This is a genomic window from Clostridium moniliforme, assembly GCF_017873235.1.
Taxonomy (GTDB): Bacteria; Bacillota; Clostridia; order Clostridiales; family Clostridiaceae; genus Clostridium; species Clostridium moniliforme.
The window spans coordinates 1-3,558 of record NZ_JAGGJZ010000023.1 but is presented as its reverse complement, the minus strand read 5'-3'; the positions used below and the strand labels follow the sequence as shown (position 1 = coordinate 3,558).

The following is a 3,558-nucleotide window of genomic DNA, read 5'->3' as shown; positions in this document are numbered from 1 at the left end:
CCATCATTCCATGACATGGATACTAATGTTGCAAAGGATATTAAAGAAAGACTTGGTCTTGATATAACAGAAGTTGAAGACGAAGTATTTAGAAGCAAAAATTCAGTAGTATTTGATGAAGCTGAAAATAGAATGCATACTATTAAAGCTGTAATGGTTGCAACTGCAGGAAAATAACTTTAAGAAAGCATTTATATAAGCCGGCTATTAAAGTTAATAGTCGGCTGAAATTTTATAAAAATAAATAAAAAGGAGTAGGGGATTTTATGTCAGAACATTCAAATGGGGAACAAAGAAATCTTGGTTTTGCTTCACTTGCAGCCCTAATTGTTGGATCCATGATAGGTGGAGGAGCATTTAGCTTACCAGCAGATATGGCAGCTGGAGCAGGAACTGGCGCAATTATTTTAGGTTGGATTATAACTGGTATTGGTATGATAGCATTTGCTTTTGTTTATCAAATGTTAGCAAATAGAAAACCAGAATTAAGTGGTGGTGTTTATAGTTATGCTAAGGCTGGTTTTGGTGATTATATAGGTTTCAATTCAGCATGGGGATATTGGTTAAGTGCTTGGATTGGAAATGTATCATATTCAGTATTATTATTTGGAGCTATAGGATATTTTGTTCCTACTTTTGGAGAAGGAAATAACTTAGCATCAATTATAGGAGCTTCAATTTTAGTATGGGCATTTACACTATTGATACTTAATGGAGTAAGTGGAGCTGCTTTTGTTAACTTAATTACAACTATAGCTAAATTAGTACCTATTTTTGTATTTATAGTAGTAGCCATATTTGCATTTAATTTTGATAATTTTACATTTGAATTTTGGGGATCAACAGATCTTGGTAGTATAGTAAATCAGGCTAAAAATACAATGCTTGTAACATTATGGTGCTTTATAGGTATTGAAGGTGCAGTTGTTGTATCTGGTAGAGCTAAAAAGCAAAGTGATGTTGGTAAAGCAACTGTTGTTGGATTAATAGGAACATTATGTATATATCTTTTAGTTTCATTAATGTCACTTGGAGTAATGAATAGAGCTGATATTGCAGAACTTGGAAATCCATCAATGGCTTATGTTTTAGAATTTGCTGTTGGTAAATGGGGAGCAGTACTTATAAATTTAGGACTAATAATTTCATTATTTGGAGCATTACTTGGATGGGCATTACTTGCAGCAGAAATTCCATTTGTTGCAGCTAAAGATGGAGCTCTTCCAAAAATATTTGCAAGAACTAATAAAAAAGGTGCACCAGCTGCATCATTAATAATAACAAGTATATTAGTACAAATTTTCTTAATTATGACATTAGTAGCTAATAGTACTTACCAAGCTCTATATTCAGTTGCTAGTACTGCAATACTTGTACCATATCTTTTAAGTGCTTTTTATGGATTAAAGTTAGTTATGAGTGGAGAAACTTATGATGTTAACCCAGAAGGAAGAACAAAGGATAAAGTATGTGCAATAATTGCTTCAATATATACTATATGGCTTGTATATGCAGCAGGATTAAAGTATTTACTTCTTTGTGCAATTCTTTATGCAGTTGGTATAATAGTATACTATGTTGCAAAGAAACAAAATAATCCAAATTCTAAAGCATTCCAAGGAAAAGATATGTTTATTGCAATATTTATATTAGCAGCAGCTATATTTGCAATATATTCATTAGTAACAGGAACAATAACAATTTAGTTTAAATAGAATTAAAAATAACAAATAATTATGGTGTAACAAGGAGGAAGAAAAATGAAGATAGTATTAGCATTAGGAGGTAACGCATTACAATCTGATAGTAAGGATAAAAGTGCTGAAGGACAATTAAAAACTTGTAAAGAAACAGCAAAGTCTGTAGTTGATTTAATAAAAGAAGGACATGAAGTATCTATAGTACATGGAAATGGACCTCAAGTTGGACAAATACTTGCAAGTGTAGAAGCTGCATATCAAGTAGATAATAGCAATACACTATTCCCATTTGATGTAGTAGGGGCATTTTCACAAGGATATATAGGATATCATTTACAAAATGCAATTAGAGAAGAACTTAATAAGAGAGATATAAATAAGTCAGTTCAAACTATTGTAACTCAAGTAGTTGTAGATAAAGATGACAATGGATTTAAAAATCCTACTAAACCAATCGGATCATTCTATAGCAAAGAAGAAGCAGAAAAACTTGAAAAAGATAAAGGCTATGTTATGAAAGAAGATTCAGGTCGTGGATATAGAAGAGTTGTTGCTTCACCAAAACCAGTTGATATAGTTGAAAAAGAAGCATTAAAGAAAATGATTTCTGATGGATTTGTAGTTATTGCATGTGGTGGAGGTGGTATTCCTGTTGTTAGAAATAACTTTGAACTAACAGGAGTTCCAGCAGTTATAGATAAAGATTTAGCAGCAGAAAAGTTAGCTGAAATATTAGATGCAGATGTACTTTTAATTCTTACTGCAGTTGATAGAGTATGTGTAAACTTTAATAAACCAAATCAAAAAGAATTAAAAGAAATTAATCTTGAAGAAGTAGATAAATATATTGAAGAGGGACAATTTGCTCCAGGAAGTATGCTTCCAAAGGTTGAAGCTTGCAAAAAGTTTGTTAAGTCAGGAGAAAATAAGGTAGCTATAATTGCATCACTTCAAAAAGCAGTAGATGCTTTAAGATCTGAAGCAGGAACTAGAATAGTAAAATAATAAAAATATAAAATATGTAAATTAAATTAATTATATACAAGTATTTACTGATAAAAAATATAGAAAAACAAATAATATTCAAAGTATATTTTTTAAAGCTAATCTATTTTAATTAATAGTATATTAGGAAGTATTAATTTAATACTTCCTATTTTTTATAAAATATATATTTTAATGTGATAAATGTATTGTTTTTTCTTTTAAGTTTTACGAAAAATTAGAAAAGAAATATTAATTTGTAATTTATTTAAGAATTAAATAGAAAAAATAATTATAAAATAGTAAATAAATACATAAAATTAAAAAAATATAAATAATTGTATTCGTAAATTATGCAAGTAATATACATAAATTATATATAATATAAGATTTAAATAAACAATAAAAAGCTATAACTAATATAGACAGAGAATATCAATGAAAATATATTATAATTTTCTAATGAATAAAGTTAAAAATGTTATGCATTATATGTAATAAATTTCCTTGTAACCGTTTAATGCAAAATATATAATTATGTTACAAACAGTGTTAAGTCATTGTGAAAAATAAAATTATAAATAAAAATGGGAATAGGAGTGACAATAATGGGAGAAAAAGCTTTAAACGTTACCTCAGAAATAGGTAGATTAAAGACAGTACTATTACATAGACCTGGGGAAGAGGTTGAAAATTTGACTCCAGATTTACTAGACAGATTATTATTTGATGACATTCCATATTTAAAAATAGCAAGGGAAGAACATGATGCATTTGCACAAACTTTAAGAGATGCAGGTGTAGAAGTTCTTTACTTAGAAGTACTTGCAGCAGAAGCAATTGCAACTGATGAAAAAGTAAAGGCACAATTTAT

General features: G+C 28.8%; 3 protein-coding genes and 1 pseudogene. All 4 read left to right on the top strand.

Going from position 1 to position 3,558, the window contains the following annotated elements; genetic code table 11:
• Positions 1-177, top strand: a pseudogene (locus J2Z53_RS12770) (ornithine carbamoyltransferase); the annotation flags it as partial.
• 89 nt (positions 178-266) lie between these two features.
• Positions 267-1,706 carry an arginine-ornithine antiporter gene (gene arcD, locus J2Z53_RS12765; RefSeq protein WP_209797834.1) on the top strand — a complete coding sequence of 480 codons (1,440 nt, stop codon included), beginning with the start codon at positions 267-269 and terminating at the stop codon, positions 1,704-1,706.
• 54 nt (positions 1,707-1,760) lie between these two features.
• Positions 1,761-2,705 (top strand): carbamate kinase, encoded by a 945-nt coding sequence (arcC, locus tag J2Z53_RS12760; RefSeq protein WP_209797833.1) that lies wholly within the window; start codon positions 1,761-1,763, stop codon positions 2,703-2,705.
• Positions 2,706-3,292: 587 nt separating this feature from the next.
• The coding region (locus J2Z53_RS12755; protein ID WP_234925865.1) for an arginine deiminase family protein at positions 3,293-3,558 on the top strand (266 nt) is incomplete at its 3' end.